General features: G+C 41.5%; 37 protein-coding genes, 1 tRNA gene, 2 rRNA genes and 3 pseudogenes (1 of these 43 only partly in view). 28 read left to right on the forward strand and 15 right to left on the reverse strand.

Annotation, left to right across the window (positions count from 1 at the left end):
- The 6 genes from JEU79_RS19470 to JEU79_RS19495 form a co-directional block, all read left to right on the forward strand.
- Nucleotides 1–1,710: ribosomal RNA gene (locus tag JEU79_RS19470) — 23S ribosomal RNA — on the forward strand; it begins 1,178 nt to the left of the window's first position.
- Nucleotides 1,711–1,928: 218 nt separating this feature from the next.
- Nucleotides 1,929–2,043: ribosomal RNA gene (gene rrf, locus JEU79_RS19475) — 5S ribosomal RNA — on the forward strand.
- A 259-nt stretch (nucleotides 2,044–2,302) separates the two neighbouring features.
- Nucleotides 2,303–3,256, forward strand: a complete 954-nt coding sequence (locus tag JEU79_RS19480; protein WP_198265434.1) for a biotin--[acetyl-CoA-carboxylase] ligase — start codon at nucleotides 2,303–2,305, stop codon at nucleotides 3,254–3,256.
- A gap of 128 nt (nucleotides 3,257–3,384) precedes the next feature.
- Nucleotides 3,385–4,236: a type III pantothenate kinase gene (locus JEU79_RS19485; protein WP_198265435.1), complete on the forward strand. Its 852-nt coding sequence runs from the start codon at nucleotides 3,385–3,387 to the stop codon at nucleotides 4,234–4,236.
- Nucleotides 4,233–5,057: an SPOR domain-containing protein gene (locus JEU79_RS19490; protein WP_198265436.1), complete on the forward strand. Its 825-nt coding sequence runs from the start codon at nucleotides 4,233–4,235 to the stop codon at nucleotides 5,055–5,057. Before JEU79_RS19485 ends, JEU79_RS19490 begins: the two co-directional genes overlap by 4 nt.
- Before the next feature lie 60 nt (nucleotides 5,058–5,117).
- Nucleotides 5,118–5,193, forward strand: a tRNA-Thr gene (locus JEU79_RS19495).
- Between the two features lie 174 nt (nucleotides 5,194–5,367).
- On the opposite strand, the gene JEU79_RS28875 is transcribed toward JEU79_RS19495, so the two are convergent.
- The 11 genes and pseudogenes from JEU79_RS28875 to istA form a co-directional block, all read right to left on the reverse strand.
- Nucleotides 5,368–5,733: a tyrosine-type recombinase/integrase gene (locus JEU79_RS28875; RefSeq protein ID WP_198265437.1), complete on the reverse strand. Its 366-nt coding sequence runs from the start codon at nucleotides 5,731–5,733 to the stop codon at nucleotides 5,368–5,370.
- Between the two features lie 27 nt (nucleotides 5,734–5,760).
- Nucleotides 5,761–5,919 (reverse strand): transposase domain-containing protein, encoded by a 159-nt coding sequence (locus JEU79_RS27690; protein WP_281401082.1) that lies wholly within the window; start codon nucleotides 5,917–5,919, stop codon nucleotides 5,761–5,763.
- Nucleotides 5,917–6,847, reverse strand: a pseudogene (tnpC, locus tag JEU79_RS19505) (IS66 family transposase); the annotation flags it as partial. The pseudogene tnpC (JEU79_RS19505) and the gene JEU79_RS27690, both read right to left, overlap by 3 nt.
- Nucleotides 6,844–7,248, reverse strand: a complete 405-nt coding sequence (locus tag JEU79_RS26870) for an IS66 family transposase (RefSeq protein WP_246540129.1) — start codon at nucleotides 7,246–7,248, stop codon at nucleotides 6,844–6,846. The gene JEU79_RS26870 and the pseudogene tnpC (JEU79_RS19505), both read right to left, overlap by 4 nt.
- Before the next feature lie 105 nt (nucleotides 7,249–7,353).
- Nucleotides 7,354–7,452, reverse strand: coding sequence for an IS66 family insertion sequence element accessory protein TnpB (locus JEU79_RS19510; RefSeq protein ID WP_198262440.1), 99 nt, complete (start codon nucleotides 7,450–7,452; stop codon nucleotides 7,354–7,356).
- On the reverse strand, nucleotides 7,452–7,721 hold the full coding sequence (tnpB, locus tag JEU79_RS19515; protein ID WP_198265439.1) for an IS66 family insertion sequence element accessory protein TnpB: 270 nt from the start codon (nucleotides 7,719–7,721) through the stop codon (nucleotides 7,452–7,454). Before tnpB (JEU79_RS19515) ends, JEU79_RS19510 begins: the two co-directional genes overlap by 1 nt.
- On the reverse strand, nucleotides 7,718–8,047 hold the full coding sequence (gene tnpA, locus JEU79_RS19520) for an IS66 family insertion sequence element accessory protein TnpA (protein ID WP_198263342.1): 330 nt from the start codon (nucleotides 8,045–8,047) through the stop codon (nucleotides 7,718–7,720). Before tnpA (JEU79_RS19520) ends, tnpB (JEU79_RS19515) begins: the two co-directional genes overlap by 4 nt.
- A gap of 363 nt (nucleotides 8,048–8,410) precedes the next feature.
- Nucleotides 8,411–8,677, reverse strand: a complete 267-nt coding sequence (locus JEU79_RS19525; protein WP_198265440.1) for a phage integrase SAM-like domain-containing protein — start codon at nucleotides 8,675–8,677, stop codon at nucleotides 8,411–8,413.
- Between the two features lie 437 nt (nucleotides 8,678–9,114).
- Nucleotides 9,115–9,408, reverse strand: coding sequence for an ATP-binding protein (locus JEU79_RS27695; protein ID WP_343075017.1), 294 nt, complete (start codon nucleotides 9,406–9,408; stop codon nucleotides 9,115–9,117).
- Nucleotides 9,398–9,865, reverse strand: a complete 468-nt coding sequence (locus JEU79_RS27700) for an ATP-binding protein (protein WP_281400985.1) — start codon at nucleotides 9,863–9,865, stop codon at nucleotides 9,398–9,400. Before JEU79_RS27700 ends, JEU79_RS27695 begins: the two co-directional genes overlap by 11 nt.
- A gap of 1 nt (nucleotide 9,866) precedes the next feature.
- Entirely contained in the window at nucleotides 9,867–11,360 is a 1,494-nt protein-coding gene (istA, locus tag JEU79_RS19535; protein WP_198265441.1) for an IS21 family transposase, read from the reverse strand.
- Between the two features lie 52 nt (nucleotides 11,361–11,412).
- Between istA and JEU79_RS19540 the strand changes: the two genes are divergently transcribed.
- Nucleotides 11,413–11,700, forward strand: coding sequence for a TraC family protein (locus tag JEU79_RS19540; protein WP_198265287.1), 288 nt, complete (start codon nucleotides 11,413–11,415; stop codon nucleotides 11,698–11,700).
- Between the two features lie 4 nt (nucleotides 11,701–11,704).
- On the opposite strand, the gene JEU79_RS28880 is transcribed toward JEU79_RS19540, so the two are convergent.
- From JEU79_RS28880 to tnpA (JEU79_RS19555), 4 genes and pseudogenes are all read right to left on the reverse strand, one after another.
- On the reverse strand, nucleotides 11,705–11,863 hold the full coding sequence (locus tag JEU79_RS28880; protein WP_281401082.1) for a transposase domain-containing protein: 159 nt from the start codon (nucleotides 11,861–11,863) through the stop codon (nucleotides 11,705–11,707).
- Nucleotides 11,861–13,194, reverse strand: a pseudogene (gene tnpC / locus JEU79_RS28885) (IS66 family transposase); the annotation flags it as partial. The gene JEU79_RS28880 and the pseudogene tnpC (JEU79_RS28885), both read right to left, overlap by 3 nt.
- 104 nt (nucleotides 13,195–13,298) lie before the next feature.
- A complete protein-coding gene (gene tnpB, locus JEU79_RS19550) occupies nucleotides 13,299–13,664 on the reverse strand; it encodes an IS66 family insertion sequence element accessory protein TnpB (RefSeq protein WP_198262804.1) in 366 nt (121 codons plus the stop codon).
- Nucleotides 13,661–13,990, reverse strand: a complete 330-nt coding sequence (gene tnpA / locus JEU79_RS19555) for an IS66 family insertion sequence element accessory protein TnpA (protein ID WP_198262442.1) — start codon at nucleotides 13,988–13,990, stop codon at nucleotides 13,661–13,663. Before tnpA (JEU79_RS19555) ends, tnpB (JEU79_RS19550) begins: the two co-directional genes overlap by 4 nt.
- A gap of 54 nt (nucleotides 13,991–14,044) precedes the next feature.
- Here tnpA (JEU79_RS19555) and JEU79_RS19560 point away from each other — a divergent pair, with 54 nt between their 5' ends.
- The 21 genes and pseudogenes from JEU79_RS19560 (at nucleotide 14,045) to tnpB (JEU79_RS19655) (ending at nucleotide 25,334) form a co-directional block, all read left to right on the forward strand.
- Complete coding sequence (locus tag JEU79_RS19560; protein WP_198265442.1) at nucleotides 14,045–14,467, forward strand: TraC family protein; 423 nt, start codon at nucleotides 14,045–14,047, stop codon at nucleotides 14,465–14,467.
- Between the two features lie 68 nt (nucleotides 14,468–14,535).
- A complete protein-coding gene (locus JEU79_RS19565) occupies nucleotides 14,536–15,033 on the forward strand; it encodes a hypothetical protein (RefSeq protein WP_198265289.1) in 498 nt (165 codons plus the stop codon).
- Between the two features lie 53 nt (nucleotides 15,034–15,086).
- Nucleotides 15,087–15,251 carry a hypothetical protein gene (locus JEU79_RS19570; protein ID WP_198265290.1) on the forward strand — a complete coding sequence of 55 codons (165 nt, stop codon included), beginning with the start codon at nucleotides 15,087–15,089 and terminating at the stop codon, nucleotides 15,249–15,251.
- Between the two features lie 68 nt (nucleotides 15,252–15,319).
- Nucleotides 15,320–15,643 carry an IS66 family insertion sequence element accessory protein TnpA gene (tnpA, locus tag JEU79_RS19575; RefSeq protein WP_198262602.1) on the forward strand — a complete coding sequence of 108 codons (324 nt, stop codon included), beginning with the start codon at nucleotides 15,320–15,322 and terminating at the stop codon, nucleotides 15,641–15,643.
- A complete protein-coding gene (tnpB, locus tag JEU79_RS19580; protein ID WP_198262841.1) occupies nucleotides 15,640–15,996 on the forward strand; it encodes an IS66 family insertion sequence element accessory protein TnpB in 357 nt (118 codons plus the stop codon). Before tnpA (JEU79_RS19575) ends, tnpB (JEU79_RS19580) begins: the two co-directional genes overlap by 4 nt.
- Before the next feature lie 74 nt (nucleotides 15,997–16,070).
- Nucleotides 16,071–17,599: pseudogene (gene tnpC / locus JEU79_RS19585) on the forward strand (IS66 family transposase).
- Nucleotides 17,596–17,727 carry a hypothetical protein gene (locus tag JEU79_RS27705; protein WP_281400986.1) on the forward strand — a complete coding sequence of 44 codons (132 nt, stop codon included), beginning with the start codon at nucleotides 17,596–17,598 and terminating at the stop codon, nucleotides 17,725–17,727. Before tnpC (JEU79_RS19585) ends, JEU79_RS27705 begins: the two are co-directional and overlap by 4 nt.
- Nucleotide 17,728: 1 nt before the next feature.
- Nucleotides 17,729–18,187 (forward strand): TIGR03757 family integrating conjugative element protein, encoded by a 459-nt coding sequence (locus tag JEU79_RS19595; RefSeq protein ID WP_198265444.1) that lies wholly within the window; start codon nucleotides 17,729–17,731, stop codon nucleotides 18,185–18,187.
- Entirely contained in the window at nucleotides 18,169–19,149 is a 981-nt protein-coding gene (locus tag JEU79_RS19600; protein WP_198265445.1) for a TIGR03756 family integrating conjugative element protein, read from the forward strand. Before JEU79_RS19595 ends, JEU79_RS19600 begins: the two co-directional genes overlap by 19 nt.
- Before the next feature lie 19 nt (nucleotides 19,150–19,168).
- Nucleotides 19,169–19,315, forward strand: coding sequence for a hypothetical protein (locus JEU79_RS19605; protein ID WP_198265446.1), 147 nt, complete (start codon nucleotides 19,169–19,171; stop codon nucleotides 19,313–19,315).
- A 113-nt stretch (nucleotides 19,316–19,428) separates the two neighbouring features.
- Nucleotides 19,429–19,845 (forward strand): hypothetical protein, encoded by a 417-nt coding sequence (locus JEU79_RS19610; protein WP_198265447.1) that lies wholly within the window; start codon nucleotides 19,429–19,431, stop codon nucleotides 19,843–19,845.
- Between the two features lie 444 nt (nucleotides 19,846–20,289).
- Complete coding sequence (gene tnpA, locus JEU79_RS19615; RefSeq protein WP_198263342.1) at nucleotides 20,290–20,619, forward strand: IS66 family insertion sequence element accessory protein TnpA; 330 nt, start codon at nucleotides 20,290–20,292, stop codon at nucleotides 20,617–20,619.
- A 166-nt stretch (nucleotides 20,620–20,785) separates the two neighbouring features.
- Nucleotides 20,786–20,881, forward strand: a complete 96-nt coding sequence (tnpB, locus tag JEU79_RS28890; RefSeq protein WP_425511173.1) for an IS66 family insertion sequence element accessory protein TnpB — start codon at nucleotides 20,786–20,788, stop codon at nucleotides 20,879–20,881.
- Nucleotides 20,881–20,979, forward strand: coding sequence for an IS66 family insertion sequence element accessory protein TnpB (locus JEU79_RS19625; protein ID WP_198262440.1), 99 nt, complete (start codon nucleotides 20,881–20,883; stop codon nucleotides 20,977–20,979). Before tnpB (JEU79_RS28890) ends, JEU79_RS19625 begins: the two co-directional genes overlap by 1 nt.
- A gap of 106 nt (nucleotides 20,980–21,085) precedes the next feature.
- Nucleotides 21,086–21,340, forward strand: a complete 255-nt coding sequence (locus tag JEU79_RS26895; protein WP_246540423.1) for a hypothetical protein — start codon at nucleotides 21,086–21,088, stop codon at nucleotides 21,338–21,340.
- Nucleotides 21,337–22,575 carry an IS66 family transposase gene (gene tnpC, locus JEU79_RS19630; RefSeq protein WP_246540638.1) on the forward strand — a complete coding sequence of 413 codons (1,239 nt, stop codon included), beginning with the start codon at nucleotides 21,337–21,339 and terminating at the stop codon, nucleotides 22,573–22,575. The genes JEU79_RS26895 and tnpC (JEU79_RS19630) overlap by 4 nt, the downstream gene beginning before the upstream one ends.
- Nucleotides 22,576–22,623: 48 nt before the next feature.
- Nucleotides 22,624–22,908, forward strand: a complete 285-nt coding sequence (locus tag JEU79_RS19635) for a hypothetical protein (protein WP_198265448.1) — start codon at nucleotides 22,624–22,626, stop codon at nucleotides 22,906–22,908.
- A gap of 9 nt (nucleotides 22,909–22,917) precedes the next feature.
- Nucleotides 22,918–23,265, forward strand: coding sequence for a hypothetical protein (locus JEU79_RS19640; protein WP_198265449.1), 348 nt, complete (start codon nucleotides 22,918–22,920; stop codon nucleotides 23,263–23,265).
- Between the two features lie 17 nt (nucleotides 23,266–23,282).
- Nucleotides 23,283–24,578 (forward strand): conjugal transfer protein TraG N-terminal domain-containing protein, encoded by a 1,296-nt coding sequence (locus JEU79_RS19645; RefSeq protein ID WP_198265450.1) that lies wholly within the window; start codon nucleotides 23,283–23,285, stop codon nucleotides 24,576–24,578.
- 79 nt (nucleotides 24,579–24,657) lie between these two features.
- Complete coding sequence (tnpA, locus tag JEU79_RS19650; RefSeq protein WP_198262602.1) at nucleotides 24,658–24,981, forward strand: IS66 family insertion sequence element accessory protein TnpA; 324 nt, start codon at nucleotides 24,658–24,660, stop codon at nucleotides 24,979–24,981.
- The gene (gene tnpB / locus JEU79_RS19655; protein WP_198262841.1) at nucleotides 24,978–25,334 is read left to right on the forward strand and encodes an IS66 family insertion sequence element accessory protein TnpB; all 357 of its coding nucleotides are present in this window, start codon (nucleotides 24,978–24,980) and stop codon (nucleotides 25,332–25,334) included. The genes tnpA (JEU79_RS19650) and tnpB (JEU79_RS19655) overlap by 4 nt, the downstream gene beginning before the upstream one ends.
- Nucleotides 25,335–25,399: the final 65 nt, after the last annotated feature.

The following is a 25,399-nucleotide window of genomic DNA, read 5'->3' on the forward strand; positions in this document are numbered from 1 at the left end:
AGGAGCGTTCTGTAGGCTGATGAAGGTGTTCTGTAAGGAATGCTGGAGGTATCAGAAGTGCGAATGCTGACATAAGTAACGATAAAGGGGGTGAAAGACCCCTCGCCGAAAACCCAAGGTTTCCTGCTCTACGTTAATCGGAGCAGGGTGAGTCGGCCCCTAAGGCGAGGCAGAGATGCGTAGTCGATGGGAAACTGGTTAATATTCCAGTACTTTTTATAACTGCGATGGGGAGACGGAGAAAGCTATACCAGCCTGGTGATGGTTATCCAGGTTTAAGCCGGTAGGCATGTCACTTAGGAAAATCCGGGTGGCTTTATGCCGAGACGTGATGACGAGACACCAAGGTGTTGAAGTGGTAGATGCTCTGCTTCCAGGAAAATCCTCTAAGCTTAGGTTATAAGGAACCGTACCCCAAACCGACACAGGTGGGTGGGATGAGAATTCTAAGGCGCTTGAGAGAACTCGGGTTAAGGAACTAGGCAAATTAGCACCGTAACTTCGGAAGAAGGTGTGCCCTCCATGGTGAAGCATTTACTGCGTAAGCTGAGGAGGGTTGCAGTGAACTGGTGGCTGCGACTGTTTATTAAAAACATAGCACTCTGCGAACACGAAAGTGGAAGTATAGGGTGTGACGCCTGCCCGGTGCCGGAAGGTTAATTGATGGGGTTAGCTTCGGCGAAGCTCTTGATCGAAGCCCCGGTAAACGGCGGCCGTAACTATAACGGTCCTAAGGTAGCGAAATTCCTTGTCGGGTAAGTTCCGACCTGCACGAATGGCGTAACGATGGCCACACTGTCTCAACCCGAGACTCAGTGAAATTGAACTTGCTGTGAAGATGCAGTATACCCGCGGCTAGACGGAAAGACCCCGTGCACCTTTACTACAGCTTTGCACTGAACTTTGAACCTACTTGTGTAGGATAGCTGGGAGGCTTTGAAACCATGACGCTAGTTATGGTGGAGCCACACTTGAAATACCAGCCTGGTATGTTTGAGGTTCTAACCTAGACCCCTTATCGGGGTTGGGGACAGTGTATGGTGGGTAGTTTGACTGGGGCGGTCTCCTCCCAAAGAGTAACGGAGGAGCGCGAAGGTACCCTAATCCTGGTCGGAAATCAGGAGGTTTGTGCAAAAGCATAAGGGTGCTTGACTGCGAGACAGACATGTCGAGCAGGTACGAAAGTAGGCTTTAGTGATCCGGTGGTTCTGTATGGAAGGGCCATCGCTCAACGGATAAAAGGTACGCCGGGGATAACAGGCTGATACCGCCCAAGAGTTCATATCGACGGCGGTGTTTGGCACCTCGATGTCGGCTCATCACATCCTGGGGCTGTAGCCGGTCCCAAGGGTATGGCTGTTCGCCATTTAAAGTGGTACGCGAGCTGGGTTTAGAACGTCGTGAGACAGTTCGGTCCCTATCTGCCGTGGGCGTTGGAGAATTGAGAGGAGCTGCTCCTAGTACGAGAGGACCGGAGTGGACGAACCTCTGGTGTTCCGGTTGTCACGCCAGTGGCATTGCCGGGTAGCTACGTTCGGAACTGATAAACGCTGAAAGCATCTAAGCGTGAAGCAGGCCTCAAGATGAGTTCTCCCTGACACTTTAAGTGTCCTAAAGGGTCGTTGAAGACTACGACGTTGATAGGTTGGGTGTTGAAGTGCAGTAATGCATGAAGCTAACCAATACTAATTGCCCGTGAGTCTTGACTATATATCGCAAAGTACTTTCGAATAAGAGATTGTTTGAGAGAATTACATTCTACAGAATGAATTAAGGCTTTAGCGTATACCCAAAGATACGGTTGTTACCGAGTACCAAGGGTAACGATAACGACCAGCGTTGGGCGGTTTGATAACCGCCTGAGAAGTTTACTTCCAATATTCGAGCGAGGGGCGAAGCGCAAGCTAGCCTCTTACTCCACCGCCTTTCCTGGCGGCCATAGAGACATGGAACCACCCGATCCCATCCCGAACTCGGAAGTGAAACGTGTCATCGCCGATGATAGTTTGGGAGTTCCCATGCGAAAGTAGGTCACTGCCAGGGTTTAATACGGCTTGCACTGAAAAGTGCCAAGCTAAGAAGAAGCCCCTGAGTCTCACGACTCAGGGGCTTTTTTTTGTGCGAAAGAAAAGATGCAAGAAAAAGACTAAAAGAAAAGCAGGGTTGATAGTTAGGTATCGTTGCGCTTAAAGTACAAGTTATTGAAACGTAGGATGCTGCTGAGGCACGATGCGCATCAATCTAGATGAAATATAACAAATATAATCTTGCTAGTTTTATAATTTTTAGTAAGATACCCCTCATGAACAAGCTAGACTCAGAATATGAGCTATTTAAAGCACTTTGTAACAAAGAACCCGTTGCTATTAATACTAAAAACACAGGCTTAATCGAGAGCTTGCTGGCCAAAAATATAGGTATTAAACAAACTGCTAACAACTATAGAATAAAACAAGAGTGCATTGCTCTATCAGAAAAATTGCTCCGCAATAATCTTGATACGGCTATCAATAACTCAATTAATCCACTAAATATCACCTATCAAACCAATTCAACCAATAAACAAATCACGCAACAAAGCCAAATAGCAAAATACTCAGTGCTTTTAAGCGAATATCAATCTTCGGGTCAGGGAAGACGAGAAAAACAATGGTTTTCACCGTTAGCGACAAATATCTGCTTATCAATGCAATTTGAACTACAACAAACACAGAATATACAATTCATTCCTTTAATAACAGCAGTTGCAGTTTGTCGTTCGTTAAAACAACTAGGTGTTGAAGCTTGTCAGATTAAATGGCCCAATGATATTTACCTTGAGGGTAAAAAATTAGCAGGAATTCTTGTTGAAAGTCGCTTTAATGCAGAAAAAAAGTCAGTATATGTGGTTGGTATCGGACTCAATGTTAATATGGATGCTAACGAGGATATTGATCAATTGTGGACTAGTCTACGTATTAATCAAAATAAACGCTTTGATCGAAACATAATTGTTTCTTTGCTTCTATCCGAATTGATAGCAACCTATAATAGGATATCCGAATTTAATGCCTATGACTTTGTAAGAACATGGCATCAATATGATTATTTGTACGGTGAAACGATTACTATAGTCGATAGCCATGGCTCATACACTGCTATGGCCCAGGGATTGGCAAATGATGGGGCATTATTGATCAAACGATCAAGTAAAAAAGAGCAAGATAAGATATATTCAGCTGAAGTTTCGATAAAAAAGTCAGGACAGATCAAATAAGCCAATTTATCTTTCCATTGGTAGGATGTGGTGAGGAACGAACCACATCAAAGACGTAGATTTAAAACCATTGATGCGGTTCGTTCCTCACCACATCCTACATCTGAAGTGTAAACATGCTTTGATCTATGCCAAAAGTCATAGGAATGCTGTGTGAAAATATTAAAAAAAGAAGTGAGAAAAAATACGTGAGTTATGTGTTAATTGATGCGGGTAATAGTTGTTTAAAAATAGCCCGAGTATTAGAACTGGATAATAATGACATAAAAAACGACATAAGTTATAACATTATTGATTATACGGATTTATATGAAGATTTATTTTATGAACTAGAAGACTATACACCCTCAAAAGTATTAGTTTGCAATGTGTCCAACCCGCTTAATTTTCATATTATTTCTGATGTGATTTATAAGCTTTGGCAAATTGAAGCACATTTAGTACATGTTGAACAAGATAAATACGGTCTCACGACATTATATTCAAATCCAAGAACACTCGGGGCTGATCGCTGGGTGGGCATGATTGCAGCACGCGAAGAATTCAAAAAAACACTCTGTGTCGTTGATTGCGGCACTGCTGTTACTATTGATGTTGTCACAGATATTGGCGTACACTTGGGCGGATTAATCACTCCAGGCATTAAAACAGCCCGTGATTCTCTCGGTTTGAACGCAAATAACTTACCTTCAGTTGAAAATAACAGTAAAAACATCAATAATAATGCATCATCCTTTTTAGCGACCAATACACAGGATGCTATTTTAGGTGGTACGCTGTATCAACTAAGTGCCTATATCGAGCGTATTGTGTCTGAGATAAAAGAAGAGTTTGGTGAAGGTGTTGAATGTATTATCACCGGTGGCGATGCTGAGAAGATTCAAGCACTTACCTACCACCACTTTCATTATAGAGAAGCACTCATATTGGCAGGTTTAAAGATCGTGGCTAGAGAAAAATTTTGCAGGGATAGTATATGAAGTGGTTGTTTATCATTGCGGTGTTGGTAAATATTGCCTTTGGTGTCAATAATCTATTTTTTGTAGATAAATCCGACCTACAAACTGCCAGTACGGATGATTTTGATAAAACTCAAATAGTCTTACTCAATGAGATGGACTCTAATGCCTTAAGAGAACTTCAGGATAAAATCTTGCCAAAGCAGTCAGACTTAGCCGCTGATTTAGTAGACATTGACAATGAAACGCTCGATTTAGATAAAAATGTCTCTCAAGCTGAGAGTGAGACCCAAGCAGAAAACTTAGCTGAAACAAGGAGCCAAGAATTACCTCCCGTTGATAGTGATCAAGTATCTCAAGTCATCCCAACGCTTCCAAGAAGTTTATGTTATCGATTGGGACCCTTCAGTAAAGACTTAATGACTGATGTTAGACTAACACTAGAAGCACAATATCAAAATGAGTTATCTTTTGGTATCGAAACCACCTCAGCGATTACATACTATCGTATTTATATTCCACCTTTAAAAGACAAAAAAGCAATTAAAGAAATATTGGCTCAGCTAGACGAAAATGGTCTAAAAGATCATTATGTCATGTCTATCGATGGACGAAAAAATGCCATTGCTCTTGGCGTGTTCAAAAAAAGATCGGCAGCTGAAAAAGTCGCGACTAAAGCCGCTGGAATTGGTTTTTCAACCACCATAGAAGCCATTAGCGATGATAAAAACAGCCTTTATCAACTCATGGTGCTGTTTAAAAACAAACAGGATCAGGCTTTTTATCAAACGCTGGTTTTAGAAAAAGAACTTATCTCCATCGCCTGTGAAAATAAAGGTTGATCACACAAACAGATTCTGTATAATACGCCCTGTCTTGTCCCTAAGACGTTTTAACGATATGCCGGTATAGCTCAGTTGGTAGAGCAACTGACTTGTAATCAGTAGGTCCCGAGTTCGACTCTTGGTGCCGGCACCATATTCTTAATTTTTTAAAAAAAGTGATATCAATTCACCTTTTAAAAAATTACTTTAAAATCAAGTCAGAACCCAATCCTTCTACAATATATTATCCAATCTAATGTCCAATTAAAAATCCAATCTAAAGTCCAATTCGCTACTCAAAAAATTAACAAAACAGAATACATTACACTTATTGTGAGCGATTAATTCTTTTTGTCAAGCTTTGTTCTAATATTTTTATCAATTCCATTTGTGGTGCCAAATCAGTCTCAACATACTGACGAGTCACTCTCAGATCTGAGTGTCCTAGTATATTTGAAAGAGTTAATATATTAATATTGGTGGTATTACCCAATTCTGAGGCCATGGTATGGCGAAACCGGTGAGGGGATACGGATATACCCGTATTTTTTTTAAGTCTTTTAAAAAATCCACTCACTTGTTCAACGCTACAAGTTAATCCATGATATTTTGAGTTGAACCTTGTGATATTAAAAACCTGGTCAGTTCGTTTTGTATTACCAACTTCTTTGTGTTTCTTCAGTAAAAACGTCAAGTCTTCAATTAATATGTCAGTAAGCGCTTAACGAACAGCGTTCTTTACCTTTTCCAATTCTGATTTTTTAAAATTCCAGGGAAGCAATGCTTCCAGCTTTTCAACCGTATCCGCATAAGGTAATTGGGTTAATACATAGACCATATACGCATATGGCTCAATATCATTGGCCTTAGCGGTTTCAATAAAACTATAATGAACTGCACTGGCATGTGCACCCTTTGGCGTATCTGAAAATAACCAGGCCTTTCTACCCACGCAGAATGGACGGATAGCATTTTCTGCCAGCACATTACTGATATTCAACCGACCATCTTCACAATAAACAGTCAGCTTAGGCCATTGATTATTAATATAGGTGAGTGCTTTTCCTGTCAAGCTGTCGTTCGGCACTTTGCCCAGGGTGTTATCGACCCATGTTCTTATTTTCTCAAGAAGCGGCAGGCTCTGTTTCTGACGAACCTTAAATTTTTCATTAACACTGGCTTCTTTTATCTCACGCTCAATTAAATACAGCTTATTGATATGGGCCAGTGCCACATCGGCTTTTGTAGGCTTTTGATTGCTCTTTTTCTTTGGTTGTGCCGTCTGAGAATCTTTGAATTTACGGCGAGTGTGATCCCAGCAGCCGACCGATGTGGCATTATTTTGTGCACACACGGCATTGTAACCGGCATAGCCATCGGTTTGCAGATAGCCGCTAAAGCCATCAAGCAGGCGCAGTGGTACTTCCTTCTTACGAAGGATCGTATTCAAACAGCACACTGGGTTGTCCAGGTGGCCCGCCACGACTGACCCACATGTATTTGTTCGAATGAGCACTGAGTCCCGGCTCTTTTAATACTTTGAGCACCGTTTCATCCATTTGGATGATGTCACCCGACAGTTGATGTTCTCGCATGAGGTTGATGAGCGGCTGGAACTGATGAGCCAGTTTAATAGCCCAATTGGCCATGGTGGCTCGGGTTATATCGCCGCCATAGCGTGATAATATGCCTTCCATTCGATACAGAGGCAAACCATCGGCATATTTTGAGATAATGATGTGTGCCATCAGGTGAATACTGCCCATTGATTTAGGTAATGGATGTTTTGGCATGACCGCAGCTTTCATTGAACGACTGTCTGTGTCATTGGTGCCTGCAAAGACGGCTTTTTCCTGGAAGTATTCCAGTATTTGGACTTTAGCTGGAATGATATCCAGCTCTTCTCTGACTTTAGTGTAAAAACCTCAATGGCACCGGCTTTTTCTTCATCTGTCAGATCGATGAAGACAGGGACTCTTGGAATAGTCTTTGAGAAAGGCTTCCTGCCTGTTTTTTCTTTCTTCTTAGGCGAAGTGGTTTTAGGTTCAGGGAGCCCCTCATCGTCAGCCGCCTGCTCAGCTTCATCAAATAAGCGTTCCTGACCATCACTTTTTTCACTGCTGGGTGCAAAGCGTTTACTACGAGCCAGACGAAGGGCTTCTTCCAGTATTTTTATACGTTGGTTTTTCTGTTCAATGACACTCAACAATTCATTCTTGTCCGCGTGTGAAAAAGCGGAAAATATAGAGTCGTTTTTGTGGATTCAGCCTTGTTTTGCATGGCTTTATTATAACAAAAAATAGACTAAAAGTACTTAAAATACAGACTCATAATGCAATTTCTTATGCGGTTTCATGACACTGATATCATAGCCGTCTAATAGCCAGTTGATTTGTTGTCCGGTGATATTCATCAGGTCATCTTCACCCTTTTTGGCCATTTGAACTTTTCTTCTGAGAGACTTTTGTAATAGAGTACAAAACCGGTATTATCCCAGAAGAGGCATTTAATTTTATTACGCTGACGATTGGTAAAGGCATACAGATGGCCTGCAAAAGGATTATGACCTAATTCACATTCAACAATGGCACTGAGGCCAATAAAACTTTTACGAAAATCAACAGGCTTCAGATAGAGATACACCTGTGGCAGGCTGAGTGATGGACGTATGGCTGACTTCATTGGAACAGTCCTGCTAATTGTTTTACCAGCTGTACATTATCGGCAGTCACTCCTTCAATGCGTAGCTGATTGGGTAATTCTACAATTAATGCTGAGGTGCGGGCTGAATAGTGTTTCGGGGAGGATAGTTGAATAAAACCATTCCCCTTTGTCATCGCACTGGTTTGCGTTGTTGCACCCAGCAACTTACGCTTGTAATAGCCAAAACGTTTGATGGATAGCCCATGTTCCTGACAATAGGATGCCTGGCTGATACTGTTTTCATTCCATTGATTAACGTGGTCTTGCCAAAATTGTTTTGAGTTGGCTTGGGTTTCTGGTTTCATTGATGTGTCTCATAATTAATCGATGGATTGATTATGAGGCAGGGGAGATATTTTTTGAATAACGCTAGATGGTTAAGCGCTTACATATGTCAGGTAAAGGCAGTTTTCTTTCCTTATAATTCTTACTGCCATCGGAACAGACTAGAAATGTTTGTTTATTAAAATCAATATGCTCCCACAAGATATGAACCAGTTGTCTGCGCCTTATTCCTGTAATGTAAAAAAAAATGTGTGACTATAACCCAAAACCAGTCAGGGGAATATCGATCAGACTCTAATTGGATGATTTGGATAATATCGGGGATGGATCCATTTTGTATGGTTTTTTTCTGCTTTTGAAGCACGGGAGCAAAGGCAATATCTTCAAAAGGGTTGGTATCGATTATTTTTTTTTAAAGCAAAATTAAAAATAGCCTTCATATGACGAAGGTAAGTATTCCATGTTGTCGTACTGGCCTGTTCTAATACTGTATCTTTCCATTTTTTTATATGCATAAAATCAATTTCCTTAATAGATGAATGAGGGCAACATTCATTAAATCGTCTTGAAATTGACAGATAATTCTCTTCAGTTCTTGGATTATTGATCTTTGCGCATAGGTAATATTGAACCATCTCTTTAATAGTCATTAGTTTTAACCTCGTTATTTTTATTAATAGTTAAAAACAGCCTCATCCAACATGTATAATCACCTTATTGAATTCAGGGTGCTTACCATCAGGATAAATCACATTAAAAGGGAGTAAATAGCCACTGAGCCAGGTTGTTCGATTTGGGCTATCTGGCGTCAACTACCTTGTCCGGTTGGCGACAATTAGCTTGGCCGGTTTCTAATTTATTATTTTATTCATAGTGAGTTTTTTACAATCGATTATTCTCCTTTAATTGTCTGCTCTTCTTTTTAACTTGATTTTTCTTTTCGCTGCTCTTGATCTGGCTCTAGGGCGAAAAGCGACCGATGTGCGGCTTTGCTCTTGCACGAGGCCACTTTGAGCTTTTTGGCTTTTCGCCCGCTCTATGCTTTTTATCTTGCTTTTAAAATGTTCAGCGATCAATGAGTTAGCCATTAATCTAAGCCTTTCATCGCTTGTTTTCTACGATAACTGTCGCCTTCAATTTGATAAATAGACGCATGATGAATGAGTCGGTCAATGGCAGCCACTGTCATCATATTGTCAGTGAAGATACTATCCCATTCACTGAAAGCCTGGTTTGAGGTAATGAGCAAGCTATTGCGTTCATATCGGTGCGCAATTAATTCAAATAGTACCTGGCTTTCACTATTGGTTTTTTTGACATAGCCAATATCATCAAGAATAAGTAGCTCATATTTATCCAGCTTTTTCAGTTCAAATTCCAGAGATAACGCTTCTTTTGCCTTTTTGAAGCATTTGCACCAATGAAGTGCTGCTCATGAAATTAACCCGCACTGATTGCTCGATGAGTGCGTAACCAATAGCGGCGGCTAAATGCGTTTTCCCCAGACCACTGGCACCAAATAAAAGCAGATTATGTCCTTGCCTGAGCCAGTCTAACTGAGTGATTTTTTGTTTGAGCTGTTGGGCTGTCACACCGGTTATTTCATTAAAGTCATACTGTGATAACTGTTTACCAATGGGTAGTTTGCTTTCTCTTAATAAGCGCTTTAATTTGTTGTCATGCCGGTAACTGGTTTCTAATTCACATAAATGGGCTAAAAATAATTCAGGCTCCCAATCTAATTCAATGGCTTTTTGTGAAACCTGCTGCCATTGTTTGACCATGGTCGTTAAACGTAATTCTTTGAGTAAAAACGGTAAACTTTGTGCATTGGCCATATTAATTCCCCAGTAATACATTGTAGGTCGATAAGTCATGTTGCTGACTGGTGTACTGAGGTCTATCAACCGACATGGGCGCAAAAAAGTCACGGCACGCTTTGATGGAAACTCGACTGCCGGCTTCTAACGAAGCTAAGACAAAACGACCCAGCGCTGCTTCACAATCATAGGCATCGGCAATGGACAGCAAGCTCACCATGTAACGGCAATCATCATCATGAATGCCCGTTTGTTTGAGATTTTCCCAAATCAGGGTGAAATCACCTTCTGGGACAATATCATCTCGGTAAGCCGATGATTTAAAGGCATTGGGCTTTTTGGCTAACGAGTGAATGATATGTTTATAATTGATTGAACGCGAACGGATATGGCGGTGTGCATAAATACGCTTTAAACTTAAGGTCAATTCATGACCATAGAAACAATCTAAATGTTGATCATAAATATGGATCAATAACGTGGTACCAATCAATCGGGAGGGTACGGTATAAGTGACTCGTTTAACTGAAATGGTACTCCTTGTGGTGACTTTAACATAGAGCTCACTAAAGCCATTGGTGCGGCGGCTGGGAAGCGGTTTTAAGTGTGCTTTTTCTTCATTAAATCGTGTTTTACAGCGTATGTTTATTTGGCGAACGATGTCATCAATAAAGGCTTCATAATCCAATAAGGCGGTAAAATCTCGACTGCCACGAAGGAGTAGCTTTTGTTCGATTCGGCGTTTTAAATGACCATTAGGGGATTCAATGGCTCCATTTTCATGGGCAATGCCTTTATTGTTTCGAGTGGCTTTTATACCATAGTATTGACATAATTTTTCATAACGCTCGGTCAGCTTTTCTTGTTCATAATGATTGTTAAATGCAGCACTTAGGCTATCGGTTCGGTGGCTTACAGGGACACCGCCTGATTGCCATAGCGCATTCTGTAAGCCTGAAGAAAGAGATTCAAAGCTCTCTCCACCTAAGACAACTTGAACATAAGTCCAGCCACTATAAACCAATCGGTAGTGATAAAGTTTGTGTTTAAAATCTTCTCCGTCAATCGTGATTTTAAGCTCATTAGCCCAGGTGTAATCTGAAATACCCATATCACCGGCAATGTGTTTTTGTTGAAAAATAACTTCTTGCTCCGGTCCTTCCTGAGCACGCCAGCGTTTGACTCGGCGTTGCAGTGTTCTTAGGTGAGTGTTGTCAAATTGACCGGGTTCTAGCTCTTCCAGTGCTTCTAATAAGGTAATGGGCTGTAGTTTGGGCTCAATCTCAAGTAAGGGCACTAAATGTTGTTCAAAAGCACCATTTAAGGGATCTTTTCGAGTTTTGTACTGTCTGGGCTGTGTGGTGCCGCCGGGGTGCTTACCTGTATCAATGCGTCGCGCTGATCTTTCTGAAAATCCTGCTTTGGCTGCTGATGAAGCTTGAGTGTGATTCGGTTGTTTTCGATGTGACATGTATAACTTGACCTGTTCTTGGGTAATTGATTTTCCAGACATAAAAATCCTTCTCGATTAATGTGTCTGGAGTGTATCAAACCGGCCAAGCTAGTTGTCGCCGACCGGACAAGTTAATTGTCGCCTAATAGATGATGAACAATGCTGGTATTTTGATGATATACCCCATCGTATTCTGACGGTTGAACGGCTGAATCGAGTACCAACACCAGGTCACATGACTGCTGAACGTAGTCATAATGATTTTAACTTTGCATTTATGGATCGTTTGCCAGCAGGCAGTATTTTCACTATGTCCATTATTTTCAAACCACAGGATGTGATAGCCAACCACCTTGGAGGAATTATTAATGCCTCAGTGGGTACGGAAGATGATTCGTAAGCGCTTAACGAACAGCGTTCTTTACCTTTTCCAATTCTGATTTTTTAAAATTCCAGGGAAGCAATGCTTCCAGCTTTTCAACCGTATCCGCATAAGGTAATTGGGTTAATACATAGACCATATACGCATATGGCTCAATATCATTGGCCTTAGCGGTTTCAATAAAACTATAATGAACTGCACTGGCATGTGCACCCTTTGGCGTATCTGAAAATAACCAGGCCTTTCTACCCACGCAGAATGGACGGATAGCATTTTCTGCCAGCACATTACTGATATTCAACCGACCATCTTCACAATAAACAGTCAGCTTAGGCCATTGATTATCAATATAGGTGAGTGCTTTTCCTGTCAAGCTGTCGTTCGGCACTTTGCCCAGGGTGTTATCGACCCATGTTCTTATTTTCTCAAGAAGCGGCAGGCTCTGTTTCTGACGAACCTTAAATTTTTCATTAACACTGGCTTCTTTTATCTCACGCTCAATTAAATACAGCTTATTGATATGGGCCAGTGCCACATCGGCTTTTGTAGGCTTTTGATTGCTCTTTTTCTTTGGTTGTGCCGTCTGAGAATCTTTGAATTTACGGCGAGTGTGATCCCAGCAGCCGACCGATGTGGCATTATTTTGTGCACACACGGCATTGTAACCGGCATAGCCATCGGTTTGCAGATAGCCGCTAAAGCCATCAAGCAGGCGCAGTGGTACTTCCTTCTTACGAGAAGGATCGTATTCAAACAGCACACTGGGTTGTCCAGGTGGCCCGCCACGACTGACCCACATGTATTTGTTCGAATGAGCACTGAGTCCCGGCTCTTTAATACTTTGAGCACCGTTTCATCCATTTGGATGATGTCACCCGACAGTTGATGTTCTCGCATGAGGTTGATGAGCGGCTGGAACTGATGAGCCAGTTTAATAGCCCAATTGGCCATGGTGGCTCGGGTTATATCGCCGCCATAGCGTGATAATATGCCTTCCATTCGATACAGAGGCAAACCATCGGCATATTTTGAGATAATGATGTGTGCCATCAGGTGAATACTGCCCATTGATTTAGGTAATGGATGTTTTGGCATGACCGCAGCTTTCATTGAACGACTGTCTGTGTCATTGGTGCCTGCAAAGACGGCTTTTTCCTGGAAGTATTCCAGTATTTGGACTTTAGCTGGAATGATATCCAGCTCTTCTCTGACTTTAGTGTAAAAAACCTCAATGGCACCGGCTTTTTCTTCATCTGTCAGATCGATGAAGACAGGGACTCTTGGAATAGTCTTTGAGAAAGGCTTCCTGCCTGTTTTTTCTTTCTTCTTAGGCGAAGTGGTTTTAGGTTCAGGGAGCCCCTCATCGTCAGCCGCCTGCTCAGCTTCATCAAATAAGCGTTCCTGACCATCACTTTTTTCACTGCTGGGTGCAAAGCGTTTACTACGAGCCAGACGAAGGGCTTCTTCCAGTATTTTTATACGTTGGTTTTTCTGTTCAATGACACTCAACAATTCATTCTTGTCCGCGTGTGAAAAAGCGGAAAATATAGAGTCGTTTTTGTGGATTCAGCCTTGTTTTGCATGGCTTTATTATAACAAAAATAGACTAAAAGTACTTAAAATACAGACTCATAATGCAATTTCTTATGCGGTTTCATGACACTGATATCATAGCCGTCTAATAGCCAGTTGATTTGTTGTCCGGTGATATTCATCAGGTCATCTTCACCCTTTGGCCATTTGAACTTTTCTTCTGAGAGACTTTTGTAATAGAGTACAAAACCGGTATTATCCCAGAAGAGGCATTTAATTTTATTACGCTGACGATTGGTAAAGGCATACAGATGGCCTGCAAAAGGATTATGACCTAATTCACATTCAACAATGGCACTGAGGCCAATAAAACTTTTACGAAAATCAACAGGCTTCAGATAGAGATACACCTGTGGCAGGCTGAGTGATGGAAGTATGGCTGACTTCATTGGAACAATCCTGCTAATTGTTTTACCAGCTGTACATTATCGGCAGTCACCCCTTCAATGCGTAGCTGATTGGGTAATTCTACAATTAATGCTGAGGTGCGGGCTGAATAGTGTGTCGGGGAAGATAGTTGAATAAAACCATTCCCCTTTGTCATCGCACTGGTTTGCGTTGTTGCACCCAGCAACTTACGCTTGTAATAGCCAAAACGTTTGATGGGTAGCCCATGTTCCTGACAATAGGATGCCTGGCTGATACTGTTTTCATTCCATTGATTAACGTGGTCTTGCCAAAATTGTTTTGAGTTGGCTTGGGTTTCTGGTTTCATTGATGTGCCTCATAATTAATCGATGGATTGATTATGAGGCAGGGGAGATATTTTTTGAATAACGCTAGATGGTTAAGCGCTTACGATGATTCTATTCTGGCGGCAGAGGAAGCCGCTCATGCCAAGCGTCAAATCGCTCTGAAAAACAAGTTTCATCCTGTGAATCTGTCTTTATACATAAAAGCAGATACGCTGTCAGAGCTGGATGAAATGACGTATGAAATTGATTCTTTATTGATCAGCAATGATCTCCAGCCTATCGATCTGAATAGTGACTTATTAACTCTGGACAGCTATCTGAAAAATCTGCCCATGGCCTATGATGTGGAATACGATAAATTCAGTCGTCGTTCAAGATTAATGCATTCCCTGGATATTGCAGCACTGAGTCCCTTATATGGTCGCTCCCGTGGATCAGGTAATCCTGGCTTAAATGAATTTAACCGGGGAGGTGAGGCTCTTTTTCTGATCCCATAAGAGATCGCAAACAAAATGCGCATTTATTAACACTGGGTCCAACGGGAGCAGGCAAGAGTTCTTATCTGGTGAAGATCATTCGCTCCATGTTTGCTATTCATCGCCCCCGTATTTTTATTATTGAAGCAGGTAACAGCTTTGGCTTGTTGGGTGATGATTTTAAACGTCTGGGAGTGAGTGTTAATCAGTTAAGCCTGAAACCCGGTACCAAAGTGTCCATTCCTCCCTTCCGAGATGCAACGGCTTTGCTAAAAACCATAACAGAAACGGATATTGATGCCATTGAGGATGATGATCAGATTGAAGAAGTTGAGTCTGTTCAGGATAAACTAATGAATTCAGAAGCTGATCCTGATGAAAAAAGGGATCAGTTGGGTGAAATGGAAATTGCCGCAAAGATCATGATTACTGGTGGGGATGAAAATGAGAAGTTTAACAAATCTGATCGCCTGATTGTACGCCGTGGTATTTATCGGGCAGCAGAAACGGTTGCTAAAGATGGGCGTAAACAAACTATGGTAACCGATGTTGTCAACGGATCCGTGAGGTTTCACATTTTGAACTAACCCAAAATAATAATCGAAGTAAAGGAGAACGAGCCTCTGAACTGGCCGATGCCATGGAATTGTTCTGTGATGGCTTTACTGGAGAATTATTCAATCAGGAAGGGGAGTATTGGCCGGAAGCAGATATTACCGTTGTGGATCTGGCTTATCTGGCTCGTGAAGGATATGAAACTGAATTGGCAGTAGCTTATACCGGATTGATGGTAAACGTCAATTAAAACCCACGTTCACAATAAGCTTCAGTTAGCTCAAACTATGATCTTCAATTCGTAATTTGGAGATACAAATGAGCAACCATTCAAAAGATGCTTCGATGAAGCAACACATAGAGGCCTGCCAAGCCAGTAACTTAAGCCAGGCAGTTTATTGTCAACAACATAAGATACCCTCTCATATTTTTAGCTATTATCGAAAGAAGTTGGGTTATGTTAGCTCATCAAAACAGGTCAACACCAACAATCAACTCATTCCCATTAATTTACTGGCCAATTCCCCCACAAGCAATGCAATTAAAGTAAGCCATACCAATGGTTTCAGTTTGGAAATCAATTCTGATACGAACCTGAATCAGCTCAAGTCCATTCTGGATTTGCTCAGGACTGTTTCATGATAACGGGCATCACAGTCAATCAGGTTTATCTGGTTTCTGGTGTTACCGATATGAGAAAAGCAACCAATGGGCTATCACTGATTGTCTCAGAGCAATTGGAACACAATCCCTTTGATGGCAGTGTCTTTGTTTTTTGTAATCGTCAGCGAGATAAACTTAAAATACTGTACTGGGAGCGTAATGGTTTCTGGCTTTACTATCGTACACTTGAAAAAGGGAAATTCCAGTGGCCGATGGAAAAAGAACAACCCACTCTTTCGTTAACACTGAGAGAATTACAGTGGTTACTGGATGGTTTATCTTGCACACAACACCATGCTCACCCTGAAATTCATGGTCTGGAAAACAACTAAAAAAGTCCCTTTAGATGCGCATTAAACAGAATAAATACAAGCATTTAACGCTCATTTTTAGTATAATATAACGCATGAGTTCAACAGACAAAATACTACCAGAAGAGATACCAACGCTCAAAAACAGGGTGCTTGAACTCCAGTCAAAAGTGGACTGGTATGAGGAACAATTTCGTCTGTTGCAACATAAACGGTTTGGTACTTCCAGTGAAAAAGAAGTTCACCCCGACTTCTTTAATGAGGCAGAAACGTTCGCCGAAGAAGCACCGGAAGTCCGTGAAACCATTACTTATGAGCGTAAAAAGCCCGGTCGTAAGCCTTTACCTAAAGACCTACCTCGTAAAGTTGTTCGTCATGAGTTATCTGAAGCAGAACAAGTCTGTGACTGCGGTCATCACTTGCATGAAATTGGTGAAGAGACCTCAGAGCAACTGGAAATTGTTCCTGCTCAGGTATATGTTGTAGAACATGTTCAGGTTAAATATGCCTGTCGTGCTTGTGAGGAAGGCGTTAAAACTGCTCCTAAGCCTGCACAGCCCATTCCTAGAAGTTTTGCATCACCCAGCCTGCTGGCCTATATCATTGTTTCTAAATTCCTAGACAGCTTGCCTCTCTATCGACAGGAAGCGATATTTAAACGCTATAAGATAACACTTTCCAGAGCCAGTATGTCCAACTGGGTGCTTAAATCAGCTGAATTACTCAAACCCTTTTATAATCGGTTGTTGTATTATCTCATTAGGCAGAAAATCATCCAGGCCGATGAAACAACGATGCGAGTGATCCATGATGGACGTGAGAATTGCCCTAAATCTTATATGTGGCTCTATCAAAGTGGCGGCTATCATTCCAAGTGTCCCATTGTTTTGTATGAGTATCAGCCTACTCGTGCAGGCCAACATGCCAAAACCTTTTTAACGGGGTTTTCAGGTTACCTGCAAACGGATGGCTTTCCCGGTTATCATATATTCGAAAATGAGAACAGTGAAGTCACTTTATTAGGCTGCATGGCACATGCTCGTCGCAAGTTCCATGATGCCTTAAAAGCATTACCCAAGAACAGTCAGAAAAAGCCTGGCATGGTACAAATGGCGATCAGTAAAATTGCTAAATTGTATGCGATTGAAAACAAATCAAACCGCTCAATGCTGAACAACGTTACCTGATCCGTCAGGAAAAAAGCAAACCACTACTGGATGACTTTAAAAAGTGGTGTGATGATAAAGTGACTAAAACAACAAAAGACAGTAAGTTGGGTGTCGCTATTCGTTATGTGATCAATCAATGGAAGTATCTGACTGTCTATCTTGAAGAGGGCAACCTCCAGATTGATAATAATATGGCAGAGCGGCGGATCAAACCCTTTGTGATTGGGCGCAAAAACTGGGTCATGAACCAAAATCCTCGTGGTGCTGAGGCCAGTGCTATTTTATATTCAATCGTGCAAACAGCGAAAGCAAACAACCTAGAGCCCTTTGCCTTTTTAACACACATTCTGACTGAGTTACCTAAGCTGGGCAGGCATTATGATGATGAGGCTTTAGAGCAATTGTTGCCATGGAATTTGACTGAAAAAATTCAGCCTTTAAATAAAGTGGAATGATACAGGATGAGAAATCTGAACGGTATGAGTTGATGCAAAAGTTTGGTTTGAAAACAGAACTGGATGCTGCTCATAAAAAAGCAGAGTTGATCCGTGAACAACGTTTAAGTGTCAGTCAGGAGTTTTGATATGAAATGTCGATTACTGATATCAATTGCTATTCTGGTTCTATCTCAATTCTTTTCCATCGGTGTATGGGCACAGCAATTAGAAGTTTTACCTGAGTTAATCTGGATTTTTGATAATGATGTCAAACCAGTTAGATATCAAAGGTTATCTCAGTTACATCCAGTTAAGCATTTTAATCTGGATCAGACGAAAAAGTTTGAACAACAATTTAGCCTGGGTTTATCTGGCTCATCAAACGTAGCTAGTCAACAGGCATTACAGCGAATACAGAATTTAACACCTTCTCAAATGGAGCAATTCAAACAAGCATATTCTGGAATTGTGACCGCCTGGCAAATGGGAGTGAAAAAATTACCAGCAGTGGTTTTTCAATATCAGGAACAGCAATACGTTGTATATGGACAACAACGGGCAAGCATTGCATTACAGGAGTTTCAACAATGGCAACAAAATCACTGATCCACATTCTGTGTGCGATTTTTCTTTTGGCTCAATCCAATAGTCTCTGGTCACGAACAATTACTACACCCGAGATTATCAGTACCACCTTAAGTTCATTGAGTTGTATGGAATATAATCCGCTTGCAGGTATCTGCTTCTGGCTTGTTTGTGGACTTCATGGCTGTAAAGTTAAAACCTCAGTTAAGGTGAAACATTGGAACCCCGATGTGGTGGTCAGTAGTTACACGACTACCGGGGAATCAACCTGGTTGGAGACTCGTTCGTACTCTTCTGGTTCCAGCTCCAAATTAGGTGCCGGAGATGATACCAATTCGGAACGTGGTGCTAAACGCCAACATAGCGCCACTACATTTCGGGAAGTCGATGCCATTGGAAATCCTGCCCTGGTAGCAACAATGCTTTTATCAGGGACGGGTTATGTGTGTCCATCAGTGACCTCTCCCTATGTGCCACATTTTTTATCCTCACAGTTTGATTCAATTAACTGGCGCTTTGCTTCCATTGAAATGCTTTATCCAGCTTCTCTGATTCCGGGATTGAGGGAAATTGGATCCTGGCCATTAAATACATGGGGAGCAGTTTATCCCAGAACAGGATTTGTCACACAAAATGAAGGCCCTAAGGCATCTGCTGTTTCAGCTCAGAGAGTAGGGGATATTATTACCCGAAACTGGCAACCTCATATTTATTATCCTCTGGGTACGGACTGTTCAAAAAATGGTATGAAATGTTGGGCACCAGGGCCTTTAAAAGAAATGGATGCCAAGTCAGGCAAGTGGCAAATGCTGGGACCCACTGCAGAAAATTCCTGCAGTGTGTTTGGCAAGAATGATGTAGTCAGCCTGACATCATGGGCTGATTTTAAAACAGATTCTGATCATGATTTTGCCTGGAACCTTTGGCGTGAATACAGTTGCTGTAAACGCAAAGGGTTATTTTTATATTCAATTGATTTTTAAAAAACAGGGAATGTATTTTATGGACAGGATAAAACAGATTGTGACTGCAATATTATTGAGCAGCACAATCATTGCTGGCACTGGTTTAAGCATCGTTCAGGCGAATGATATCGGGCCTATCAGTGAAAATCATAATTGGTACTATCAAATTGGTGGAGGGATTTAATTACTTCGCCAGCGAATCCAAATTCAACTGCAATTACTCTGGGTGCATCAGCACTCTGGGGTGGAAATTACAGTTGTGGTAATTTTAGTCTCAGCTCCTCAGTTGGTGCCTTTATGAATGACATTCGCAGCAGTGCTGATCAGGCATTAAATCAGATGGTTTCTGCCGCAACTGGTTTTGTTTCATCACTGCCTGCTTTGATTATACAACGCTCCAATCCGGGCTTATATGATTTGTTTCAAAATGGTCTGCTCAGAGCAGAAGAGCAATTTAATATGTCCATCAAATCCTGTGAAGAAATGGAAGCGGACTTTGTTGCTGGTGGTAATCCGTTTGATAAATTTGTCACTATGTCCAAGAAAAATAGCTGGCAGGCTCAAAAGAAAAAGGTGGTAATGCGATTGCTGCCAAGAAATCAGTGGAGTCAAACGGAGGAGATAAAGGCATCCCCGGAATTGGAGGCAAGCTCTATGCGGGAAAAAGCCAACCCCACTGAATGTTACGGAACAAACTGCTCAGGCCGGTTATAACACGCTGATTGGTCGTGCACCTGATAAAACGGCCAAAGCGCCAGCGAATAGTGGTCGTATTACCGAAATCTGGGGTAGGCCATCCAAGTTTCAGCAATATGCTGTCGATGTGCTGGGTAGTAATGAAGTCAGAACCTGTAAAAATTGTCAGAAAACCCGAACGAATATGGGCAAAGGTTTATTGCCTCAGTTATACAATGAACGACAAAGTATCGCTACTGACCTGTCTAAATTAGTTTCTGCTTCAGGAAAACCAAGCCAAACAACTGACGGATGTATCTGCCTCTGGGCTCCGAATCACTCCTGCGGTGATCAAGGCATTAAAAAGTGAGTCAGCAACAGAGCAACAACTTTTTCTTTGTAAGCGCTTAACCATCTAGCGTTATTCAAAAAATATCTCCCCTGCCTCATAATCAATCCATCGATTAATTATGAGACATATCAATGAAACCAGAAACCCAAGCCAACTCAAAACAATTTTGGCAAGACCACGTTAATCAATGGAATGAAAACAGTATCAGCCAGGCATCCTATTGTCAGGAACATGGGCTATCCATCAAACGTTTTGGCTATTACAAGCGTAAGTTGCTGGGTGCAACAACGCAAACCAGTGCGATGACAAAGGGGAATGGTTTTATTCAACTATCCTCCCCGAAACACTATTCAGCCCGCACCTCAGCATTAATTGTAGAATTACCCAATCAGCTACGCATTGAAGGAGTGACTGCCGATAATGTACAGCTGGTAAAACAATTAGCAGGACTGTTCCAATGAAGTCAGCCATACGTCCATCACTCAGCCTGCCACAGGTGTATCTCTATCTGAAGCCTGTTGATTTTCGTAAAAGTTTTATTGGCCTCAGTGCCATTGTTGAATGTGAATTAGGTCATAATCCTTTGCAGGCCATCTGTATGCCTTTACCAATCGTCAGCGTAATAAAATTAAATGCCTCTTCTGGGATAATACCGGTTTTGTACTCTATTACAAAAGTCTCTCAGAAGAAAAGTTCAATGGCCAAAGGGTGAAGATGACCTGATGAATATCACCGGACAACAAATCAACTGGCTATTAGACGGCTATGATATCAGTGTCATGAAACCGCATAAGAAATTGCATTATGAGTCTGTATTTTAAGTACTTTTAGTCTATTTTTTGTTATAATAAAGCCATGCAAAACAAGGCTGAATCCACAAAAAACGACTCTATATTTTCCGCTTTTTCACACGCGGACAAGAATGAATTGTTGAGTGTCATTGAACAGAAAAACCACCGTATAAAAATACTGGAAGAAGCCCTTCGTCTGGCTCGTAGTAAACGCTTTGCACCCAGCAGTGAAAAAGTGATGGTCAGGAACGCTTATTTGATGAAGCTGAGCAGGCGGCTGACGATGAGGGGCTCCCTGAACCTAAAAACCACTTCGCCTAAGAAGAAAGAAAAACAGGCAGGAAGCCTTTCTCAAAGACTATTCCAAGAGTCCCTGTCTTCATCGATCTGACAGATGAAGAAAAAGCCGGTGCCATTGAGGTTTTTTACACTAAAGTCAGAGAAGAGCTGGATATCATTCCAGCTAAAGTCCAAATACTGGAATACTTCCAGGAAAAAGCCGTCTTTGCAGGCACCAATGACACAGACAGTCGTTCAATGAAAGCTGCGGTCATGCCAAAACATCCATTACCTAAATCAATGGGCAGTATTCACCTGATGGCACACATCATTATCTCAAAATATGCCGATGGTTTGCCTCTGTATCGAATGGAAGGCATATTATCACGCTATGGCGGCGATATAACCCGAGCCACCATGGCCAATTGGGCTATTAAACTGGCTCATCAGTTCCAGCCGCTCATCAACCTCATGCGAGAACATCAACTGTCGGGTGACATCATCCAAATGGATGAAACGGTGCTCAAAGTATTAAAAGAGCCGGGACTCAGTGCTCATTCGAACAAATACATGTGGGTCAGTCGTGGCGGGCCACCTGGACAACCCAGTGTGCTGTTTGAATACGATCCTTCTCGTAAGAAGGAAGTACCACTGCGCCTGCTTGATGGCTTTAGCGGCTATCTGCAAACCGATGGCTATGCCGGTTACAATGCCGTGTGTGCACAAAATAATGCCACATCGGTCGGCTGCTGGGATCACACTCGCCGTAAATTCAAAGATTCTCAGACGGCACAACCAAAGAAAAAGAGCAATCAAAAGCCTACAAAAGCCGATGTGGCACTGGCCCATATCAATAAGCTGTATTTAATTGAGCGTGAGATAAAAGAAGCCAGTGTTAATGAAAAATTTAAGGTTCGTCAGAAACAGAGCCTGCCGCTTCTTGAGAAAATAAGAACATGGGTCGATAACACCCTGGGCAAAGTGCCGAACGACAGCTTGACAGGAAAAGCACTCACCTATATTAATAATCAATGGCCTAAGCTGACTGTTTATTGTGAAGATGGTCGGTTGAATATCAGTAATGTGCTGGCAGAAAATGCTATCCGTCCATTCTGCGTGGGTAGAAAGGCCTGGTTATTTTCAGATACGCCAAAGGGTGCACATGCCAGTGCAGTTCATTATAGTTTTATTGAAACCGCTAAGGCCAATGATATTGAGCCATATACGTATATGGTCTATGTATTAACCCAATTACCTTATGCGGATACGGTTGAAAAGCTGGAAGCATTGCTTCCCTGGAATTTTAAAAAATCAGAATTGGAAAAGGTAAAGAACGCTGTTCGTTAAGCGCTTACTTTTCTTTCACGACTGGCCAGTGATATTGCCACAGCCAATGTGCTGGAAAAAGCAGAACTGTTATTACAGGCCATGGAAACGGGTAAACGGGAACCAAATCTGGCTTCCAGTGATGTGATAACAGGATTTAATGAAACCAGTATTAATGATTTATCAGGCTTTATAAATAATATTTTATTGAGTTCCCGTATCAGAAAAACTATATCAACAGACTCAGTGAAATTGCTGATGGCCAGGGAAGAAGCCCGACGAACATTTGTTTCTGGATCCACCAGGGCCAGCTTGCATGAAAAAAGTGTTATTGGCGGCAAGGTTGATAAGTAAGAGAAGCAAATGAAGAAAGCTATAAAATTATTAGCCCTGATGGTTGGGATGTTGTTAATTGCTGGCATGTTTTTGATAGCAGTGATTCAGATAGGTGGTCAAAACAGTGTTGATAGTTTGGGATCACTAAGTCAGTTTTTAGATCATCAGAAATTACTGTTCACTGTCTTTCGATTAAGTCTGATCATAATAGTGTTCTGGCAATGGGAAAAACTAATTCACTGGTTGGCTCAGAAAAAGCAGTGTGATAAAGAAATGTCACAATTGCTTTTAGCAATTAAATGGAAGATAGCAGGCTGGATTTTATTATTTGAGCTAATCATCAATCAAAACATATTAGCTTATCTGCTTAATTAAATTAAAGGAATAAGATAATGGGTGTTGGAAGTTTTCCAGAACTTTTTCTGCAGTATTTTGCCTGGGGTATGTATAACGTATTGTGGGATGTCATGGTTAGTCTGGGGCTTGTTTATCTGCCATTTGGCTATTATTTATTTGATGCCTATACCAGTTCTCGTGAAAAAGGTTCATCAAAAATGACCTCCAAGCGAGTATTGAACTACCTGGAAATGAAAATTTTTATTGGTATTGTGGTTCTGACACTGGCTGGCGTACCTGCTCTCAATTTGAATTTACAAGAAATGAAATTTAATGAGCGTCAGTGCAATATTGGTAGTCTGGTACCAACAATGGCACAAAAGAAACCTGATTCAACGGGTACTGGAACCACCTATGATGCCACTTTTACAACTACTAATATGGGTTCGTTAACAGCCAAAGCTCCAGTTGCATGGATGGCGATATTAGCAATAGGGCAGGCAGTGAATGATGGTGTTGGGGTAAAAGTTCCCTGTACCACCAGTTTAAAAGAACTGACCTATGAGATTCAGCTTAATAAAATTACCGATCCAGCTGTTAAGCAGGAGGTTGCAGATTTTTATAATGGTTGTTACAAACAGGCAAGAGCCAAATTCGATGCAGAGCATCCAGCCAGTTATAACGTAGCTTCCAAAGAATATGTTGAAGCTAATGATGCAGAGTGGTTGGGATCAGAATTTTTTCTAAGTGAAAATGGTTACTATAATAAAATGCAGCCACCTGATGCAGTATCAGGATTAATCCCTTTTGTGGGTGATTCACAAGAACGAGATAAAGGTGTCTGGAATGGAAAAGCACCCAAGCCACAATGGAGCAAGCCTTATTGTAAGGAATGGTATGAAAAAGGGACTACGGGATTAAAAGCAAAAATCCTGAAAAGTATTGATCCTGGCTGGTTGACCAGTACAAAAGCCAAATTAGCAGAATATAACCCATTTGGAGGTGATAAATCTAAGGCCGAAAAGGTATTAATTCGTTCATTGGTAGATGTCAGTGATGTTAAATCCATGGCTCCCTCTTATAAAAAAAGTGATTGTTCTTCAACATCACATAGTTTTTCCAATAATGGTGTAGGAGGGATTGATAGTTTTTATGGCTCAGCTGCTGGAGCTGCAGCTGTTGCAGGTACTTATAGTTTTAACCAGCAGTTTTATCCCATGATGGTTATTCTTAAAATGGCTCTACCTTTGGTTCAGGCCTTCATTATTTCTGGTTTGATCATGTTTTTACCATTCCTATTAATTTTATCCAATTATGGTGTAAAAGAAGTGCTGGCCATGGGAGCACTGTAAACGTCAATTAAAACCCACGTTCACAATAAGCTTCAGTTAGCTCAAACTATGATCTTCAATTCGTAATTTGGAGATACAAATGAGCAACCATTCAAAAGATGCTTCGATGAAGCAACACATAGAGGCCTGCCAAGCCAGTAACTTAAGCCAGGCAGTTTATTGTCAACAACATAAGATACCCTCTCATATTTTTAGCTATTATCGAAAGAAGTTGGGTTATGTTAGCTCATCAAAACAGGTCAACACCAACAATCAACTCATTCCCATTAATTTACTGGCCAATTCCCCCACAAGCAATGCAATTAAAGTAAGCCATACCAATGGTTTCAGTTTGGAAATCAATTCTGATACGAACCTGAATCAGCTCAAGTCCATTCTGGATTTGCTCAGGACTGTTTCATGATAACGGGCATCACAGTCAATCAGGTTTATCTGGTTTCTGGTGTTACCGATATGAGAAAAGCAACCAATGGGCTATCACTGATTGTCTCAGAGCAATTGGAACACAATCCCTTTGATGGCAGTGTCTTTGTTTTTTGTAATCGTCAGCGAGATAAACTTAAAATACTGTACTGGGAGCGTAATGGTTTCTGGCTTTACTATCGTACACTTGAAAAAGGGAAATTCCAGTGGCCGATGGAAAAAGAACAACCCACTCTTTCGTTAACACTGAGAGAATTACAGTGGTTACTGGATGGTTTATCTTGCACACAACACCATGCTCACCCTGAAATTCATGGTCTGGAAAACAACTAAAAAAGTCCCTTTAGATGCGCATTAAACAGAATAAATACAAGCATTTAACGCTCATTTTTAGTATA

It is taken from the genome of sulfur-oxidizing endosymbiont of Gigantopelta aegis, assembly GCF_016097415.1.
GTDB lineage: Bacteria > Pseudomonadota > Gammaproteobacteria > GRL18 > GRL18 > GRL18.

What these genes read in the sequence shown, in the direction of transcription:
- JEU79_RS19480 (WP_198265434.1), top strand. Translation starts at nt 2,303, where the DNA reads ATGAACAAGCTAGACTCAGAATATGAGCTATTTAAAGCACTTTGTAAC.
- JEU79_RS19485 (WP_198265435.1), top strand. Translation starts at nt 3,385, where the DNA reads ATGCCAAAAGTCATAGGAATGCTGTGTGAAAATATTAAAAAAAGAAGT.
- JEU79_RS19490 (WP_198265436.1), top strand. Translation starts at nt 4,233, where the DNA reads ATGAAGTGGTTGTTTATCATTGCGGTGTTGGTAAATATTGCCTTTGGT.
- JEU79_RS19510 (WP_198262440.1), bottom strand. Translation starts at nt 7,452, where the DNA reads ATGAATATCACCGGACAACAAATCAACTGGCTATTAGACGGCTATGAT.
- tnpB (WP_198265439.1), bottom strand. Translation starts at nt 7,721, where the DNA reads ATGAAGTCAGCCATACGTCCATCACTCAGCCTGCCACAGGTGTATCTC.
- tnpA (WP_198263342.1), bottom strand. Translation starts at nt 8,047, where the DNA reads ATGAAACCAGAAACCCAAGCCAACTCAAAACAATTTTGGCAAGACCAC.
- JEU79_RS19525 (WP_198265440.1), bottom strand. Translation starts at nt 8,677, where the DNA reads ATGACTATTAAAGAGATGGTTCAATATTACCTATGCGCAAAGATCAAT.
- JEU79_RS27700 (WP_281400985.1), bottom strand. Translation starts at nt 9,865, where the DNA reads ATGGCCAATGCACAAAGTTTACCGTTTTTACTCAAAGAATTACGTTTA.
- istA (WP_198265441.1), bottom strand. Translation starts at nt 11,360, where the DNA reads ATGTCTGGAAAATCAATTACCCAAGAACAGGTCAAGTTATACATGTCA.
- tnpB (WP_198262804.1), bottom strand. Translation starts at nt 13,664, where the DNA reads ATGAAGTCAGCCATACTTCCATCACTCAGCCTGCCACAGGTGTATCTC.
- tnpA (WP_198262442.1), bottom strand. Translation starts at nt 13,990, where the DNA reads ATGAAACCAGAAACCCAAGCCAACTCAAAACAATTTTGGCAAGACCAC.
- JEU79_RS19570 (WP_198265290.1), top strand. Translation starts at nt 15,087, where the DNA reads ATGGAATTGTTCTGTGATGGCTTTACTGGAGAATTATTCAATCAGGAA.
- tnpA (WP_198262602.1), top strand. Translation starts at nt 15,320, where the DNA reads ATGAGCAACCATTCAAAAGATGCTTCGATGAAGCAACACATAGAGGCC.
- tnpB (WP_198262841.1), top strand. Translation starts at nt 15,640, where the DNA reads ATGATAACGGGCATCACAGTCAATCAGGTTTATCTGGTTTCTGGTGTT.
- JEU79_RS27705 (WP_281400986.1), top strand. Translation starts at nt 17,596, where the DNA reads ATGATACAGGATGAGAAATCTGAACGGTATGAGTTGATGCAAAAGTTT.
- JEU79_RS19595 (WP_198265444.1), top strand. Translation starts at nt 17,729, where the DNA reads ATGAAATGTCGATTACTGATATCAATTGCTATTCTGGTTCTATCTCAA.
- JEU79_RS19600 (WP_198265445.1), top strand. Translation starts at nt 18,169, where the DNA reads ATGGCAACAAAATCACTGATCCACATTCTGTGTGCGATTTTTCTTTTG.
- JEU79_RS19605 (WP_198265446.1), top strand. Translation starts at nt 19,169, where the DNA reads ATGGACAGGATAAAACAGATTGTGACTGCAATATTATTGAGCAGCACA.
- JEU79_RS19610 (WP_198265447.1), top strand. Translation starts at nt 19,429, where the DNA reads ATGAATGACATTCGCAGCAGTGCTGATCAGGCATTAAATCAGATGGTT.
- tnpA (WP_198263342.1), top strand. Translation starts at nt 20,290, where the DNA reads ATGAAACCAGAAACCCAAGCCAACTCAAAACAATTTTGGCAAGACCAC.
- JEU79_RS19625 (WP_198262440.1), top strand. Translation starts at nt 20,881, where the DNA reads ATGAATATCACCGGACAACAAATCAACTGGCTATTAGACGGCTATGAT.
- JEU79_RS19640 (WP_198265449.1), top strand. Translation starts at nt 22,918, where the DNA reads ATGAAGAAAGCTATAAAATTATTAGCCCTGATGGTTGGGATGTTGTTA.
- JEU79_RS19645 (WP_198265450.1), top strand. Translation starts at nt 23,283, where the DNA reads ATGGGTGTTGGAAGTTTTCCAGAACTTTTTCTGCAGTATTTTGCCTGG.
- tnpA (WP_198262602.1), top strand. Translation starts at nt 24,658, where the DNA reads ATGAGCAACCATTCAAAAGATGCTTCGATGAAGCAACACATAGAGGCC.
- tnpB (WP_198262841.1), top strand. Translation starts at nt 24,978, where the DNA reads ATGATAACGGGCATCACAGTCAATCAGGTTTATCTGGTTTCTGGTGTT.